General features: G+C 62.9%; 5 protein-coding genes. All 5 read left to right on the plus strand.

Annotated elements, in window-relative coordinates:
- On the plus strand, positions 1–1,266 hold a 1,266-nt coding region (locus tag H928_RS0116590; RefSeq protein WP_021027512.1), incomplete at its 5' end, for a pseudouridine synthase.
- A gap of 79 nt (positions 1,267–1,345) precedes the next feature.
- Entirely contained in the window at positions 1,346–1,771 is a 426-nt protein-coding gene (gene ndk / locus H928_RS0116595; RefSeq protein WP_021027513.1) for a nucleoside-diphosphate kinase, read from the plus strand.
- Positions 1,772–1,830: 59 nt separating this feature from the next.
- Positions 1,831–2,952, plus strand: a complete 1,122-nt coding sequence (gene rlmN, locus H928_RS0116600; protein WP_021027514.1) for a 23S rRNA (adenine(2503)-C(2))-methyltransferase RlmN — start codon at positions 1,831–1,833, stop codon at positions 2,950–2,952.
- A gap of 31 nt (positions 2,953–2,983) precedes the next feature.
- A complete protein-coding gene (gene pilW, locus H928_RS0116605; RefSeq protein WP_052330060.1) occupies positions 2,984–3,811 on the plus strand; it encodes a type IV pilus biogenesis/stability protein PilW in 828 nt (275 codons plus the stop codon).
- Positions 3,808–4,346 (plus strand): RodZ family helix-turn-helix domain-containing protein (locus H928_RS28360; protein WP_239644992.1); only part of this gene is annotated, 539 nt, incomplete at its 3' end. The genes pilW and H928_RS28360, both read left to right, overlap by 4 nt.

Here is a 4,346-nt window from a genome sequence, read left to right on the forward strand (position 1 = left end):
GAGCCGCGTGCGCGCCGTGATGGCGAGCCGCGCGTGAGCCGTTACCCAGCCCGTGCCCGCCGTTTCCGCGAGCGTGATGGACAGCCGCGTGATGCACAGGGCGCAGAAGGCGATGCGCCACCGGCCCGTGGCCGTGGTCCTGCGGGCCGCCCGCAGCGCGATGCCGAATCGGAAGGCTATGCCTTTGAAGATGTGGTGGCCGGCGCGCTGGAAGCGGCGGAAGACTCGGACACCCCCGCGCCGGTCAAGCGCGTGCTGCAGCCCCATGTGGAAGCGCCCAAGCTGCACAAGCTGCTGGCCCAGGCCGGCATGGGTTCGCGCCTGGAGATGGAGCGCCTGATTCTGGAAGGCCGCATCTCCGTCAACAACGAGCCGGCACACGTCGGTCAGCGCATTTTGCACAGCGACAAGATCCGTGTGAATGGCAAGCTGATCACCTTCCGCATCGAGCAGCCGCCAGCGCGGGTGCTCGCCTACCACAAGCCGGTGGGCGAGGTGGTGACGCATGACGATCCGCAAAACCGCCCCACGGTGTTCCGCAAGCTGCCGCGCGTCTCGCACGGCAAGTGGCAGTCCATTGGCCGTCTCGATCTGAACACCGAAGGTCTGCTGCTGTTCACCAACTCGGGTGAATTGGCCAACAACCTGATGCACCCGCGCTTTGGCCTCGAGCGCGAGTACGCGGTGCGCGTGCTGGGTGCATTGACCAATGAAGAAAAGGCCTTGTTGCTTGCGGGCGTGAACCTGGAAGACGGCGTGGCGAGCTTTGGCTCCATCGACGACGGCGGTGGCGAAGGCGCCAACTGCTGGTACCGGGTCACCATCTCCGAAGGCCGCAACCGCGAAGTGCGCCGCATGTTCGAGTCGGTGGGTCACGCGGTCAGCCGCCTGATCCGTATCCGCTACGGCGCCATGGTGCTGCCGCGCGGCCTGCGCCGGGGCTCCTGGGTCGAGCTCGACCAGCGTGACATCCAGGCGCTGACCGTGGCTGCCGGTGGCGTGGCTGAGCGCAAACCCCGTGAGCAGAATTCGGCTGGCCGGGGCGGCCGCAGCGACAACCGTCCCCAGCACAATGGCCCGCGCCCATCGGTGGGCCCGGCCAAGAACACCCGGGGTGGCGGCTTGCGCAAGGCGCCCGAGAAGCGCAGTACCCAACCCGATCCGATGAAGACCTCGCTGGGCTACATCGGTCACGACAGCCTGACGCGTCAGCGCCAGGGCCAACGCAAGAGCGGTGGCGGATTCAAGCGCGGTGGAAGGTCGTAGTCACGCCGCTGACTTCCAGGACACCGTACAATCAAAGGTTTGCTTTTAGAGCAAAAAATCCATCAACAGGAAATTTATTATGGCAATCGAACGTACCCTCTCGATCATCAAGCCCGATGCAGTGGCTAAGAATGTTATCGGTCAAATCTACGCCCGCTTTGAAGCTGCTGGCCTGAAGATCGTGGCCGCCAAGCTGGTGCAACTGTCGCGTCAAGACGCTGAGCAGTTCTACGCTGTGCACGCTGCCCGTCCTTTCTTCAAGGATCTGGTGGACTTCATGATCTCCGGTCCTGTGATGATCCAGGCTCTGGAAGGCGAAAACGCCATCCTGAAGAACCGTGAGCTGATGGGCGCTACCGACCCTAAGAAGGCTGACAAGGGCACGATCCGCGCTGACTTCGCTGACAGCATCGACGCCAACGCCGTGCACGGCTCTGACGCCGCTGAGACCGCCGCTGTGGAAGTGGCGTTCTTCTTCCCCGGCATGAACGTCTATTCCCGTTAATTGACATGTGCGCGGCCGCAAGGCCGCGTGGCATAGGTAAGTGGCCCGAGCGTATATCCATGACCACCAATTTGCTTGATTTTGATTTGGCTGGTTTGACCGCCTTTTGCGAAGGGCTGGGAGAGAAGCGCTTCCGGGCCACGCAGCTTTTTCGCTGGATCCACCAGCGCGGTGCAGCCGATTTCGACCAGATGACCGATCTGGCCAAGTCCCTGCGCGAAAAACTCAAGGGCACGGCCCATGTCACGGCGCTGCCCGTGATCACCGAGCATGTGTCTGCCGACGGAACGGTCAAGTGGCTGTTCGACGTGGGTGATGGCAATGCCGTCGAATCCGTATTCATTCCCGAAGATGACCGTGGCACCTTGTGCGTCTCTTCGCAGGCCGGTTGCGCGGTGGGATGCCGCTTTTGCTCGACAGGGCACCAGGGCTTCAGCCGCAACCTGACCACTGGCGAAATCATGGCGCAGCTGTGGTTTGCCGAACACGCGCTGCGCAAGCGCCTGGGGCGCGATGAGCGCATCATCTCCAACGTGGTGATGATGGGCATGGGCGAGCCTCTGCAAAATTACACGGCTCTGGTGCCAGCGCTGCGCACCATGCTCGATGACCATGGCTATGGTCTGTCGCGCCGCCGCGTCACCGTCTCCACCTCGGGCGTCGTGCCGATGATGGACCGCCTGGCGCAGGATTGCGCGGTGGCGCTGGCCGTGTCGCTGCACGCCCCCAACGATCCGCTGCGCAATGGCCTGGTGCCGCTGAACAAGAAATACCCGCTTGACGAGCTGATGCAGTCCTGCCGCCGCTACCTGGAGTTTGCGCCGCGTGACTTCATCACCTTTGAGTACTGCATGCTCGACGGCGTCAACGACCAACCCGAGCATGCCCAGCAATTGATAGCACTGGTGCGAGAGTATGCGGGCAACGGCGGGGCATGGTGCAAATTCAATTTGATTCCATTCAACCCTTTTCCAGCCTCGGGTCTGTTACGATCACCTGCCAGTCGGGTGACGGAATTTGCCAAGATGCTCTCGGACGCGGGCGTTGTGACCACCGTGCGCAAGACCCGGGGTGACGACATCGATGCGGCCTGCGGCCAGCTCGCTGGCGATGTGAAAGACCGTACCAAAGCGGCAGAACGCATGGCCAAGAACCGGGTCATACCGCTGGCGCAAGTCTAGAAATAGTCCAAACAGTTTGAGGAGGGTGTGCATGCAAGAGGCTGTGACAATAGGGCAACCGAGGGTACATCGCCTCACGGCTGCCGCCTTGCTGGGTTTGGCCCTGGTAGGCGGTTTGTCGGGCTGTGGTACCAGCAGCAGTACGGCCCGTGAGGATGCCGCCTATGTCACCCAATCCGATGAGACCGAAATCCATCGGCGCGCGCGCATCCGCCTTGAGCTCGCTGCCAACTATTTCCAGTCTGGCAAGACCACGATTGCGCTCGACGAGATCAAGCAGGTGCTGGCGCTCGATCCCAACAGCGGCGATGCCTACAACATGCGTGGCCTCATCTATATGCAGCTGGGCGAGCCCGATATTGCCGCTGAGAGCTTCAGCAAGGCCCAGTCGCTCAAGCCCACCGATGGCGACATCATGCACAACCACGGCTGGCTGCTCTGCCAGGAGAAAAAATACGAGGCCGCGGACCGCTATTTCAACCAGGCCCTGGTGCAGCGCCAGTATTTTCAGCAAGCCAAGACCTTGATGGCCCAGGGCCTGTGCCACGAAGCGGCCGGCAAACCTGCCGAGGCCGAGGCCAGCTTGCTCAAGGCCTATGAATACGACGCGGGCAACCCCATCGTCAGCTTCAACCTGGCCAAGCTGCTGAACCAGCGCGGCGACGCGCGCCGTGCGCAGTTCTATATCCGGCGGCTGAACAACGGCGAGCTGGCCAATGCCGGCTCCTTGTTCCTCGGTATCCAAATTGAAAAAGCCCTGGGCGACGGTGCGAGCGCACGTGCGCTTGCTGCCCAATTGCAAAAGCGTTTCCCCGACTCCAAAGAGGCGGCACGTATCGCTGGTGGAGGCGTGCTGTGATTGAGTCTGATATCCAAGAAGCAACGAACGCCAACAATGCGGCCTCGGGCGCCCCCCTGAGCGCTGGCGAGATGCTGCGCCAGGCGCGCGAGGAGCTGGGCTACCACCTGCCGGCCGTGGCCGCGCACCTGAAGGTGTCGGTGCACAAGCTCGAAGCGCTGGAAGCGGGCAACTGGAGTTCCTTCCCGGATGTGGTCTTTGTGCGTGCGCTGGCCTCGGCGGTGTGCCGTGTGCTCAAGATCGACCCCGCTCCCGTGCTGGCCCAGCTGCCCAAGCCGCCAGGCAAGGACCTGAGCCCGGGCGTGGAGAGCGTCAAGACCCGCGTGGCCGTGGGCCCGGCGCAGAGCAAGAAAAATGATTTCCCCAGCAGCAAGCCCTTTCCCTGGATGGGCGTGGTCGTGCTCCTGATCGTAGCGACCGTCGGCGTGCTGTTTTATCCGCAGCTGGCGGACTACTGGAAGAGCCGGACCGCCGCGTCTGCGCCGGCGCCGGCACGCTCGAACAATGTCGCCGGTGTGGCTGACCAGTCCGAGCC

Origin of the sequence: Comamonas sp. B-9, from assembly GCF_000410635.1 — a bacterium.
GTDB lineage: Bacteria > Pseudomonadota > Gammaproteobacteria > Burkholderiales > Burkholderiaceae_C > Comamonas.

Excerpts from the sequence above, each read along its gene's own strand:
- ndk (WP_021027513.1), top strand. The coding sequence starts at position 1,346 with ATGGCAATCGAACGTACCCTCTCGATCATCAAGCCCGATGCAGTGGCT.
- rlmN (WP_021027514.1), top strand. The coding sequence starts at position 1,831 with ATGACCACCAATTTGCTTGATTTTGATTTGGCTGGTTTGACCGCCTTT.
- pilW (WP_052330060.1), top strand. The coding sequence starts at position 2,984 with ATGCAAGAGGCTGTGACAATAGGGCAACCGAGGGTACATCGCCTCACG.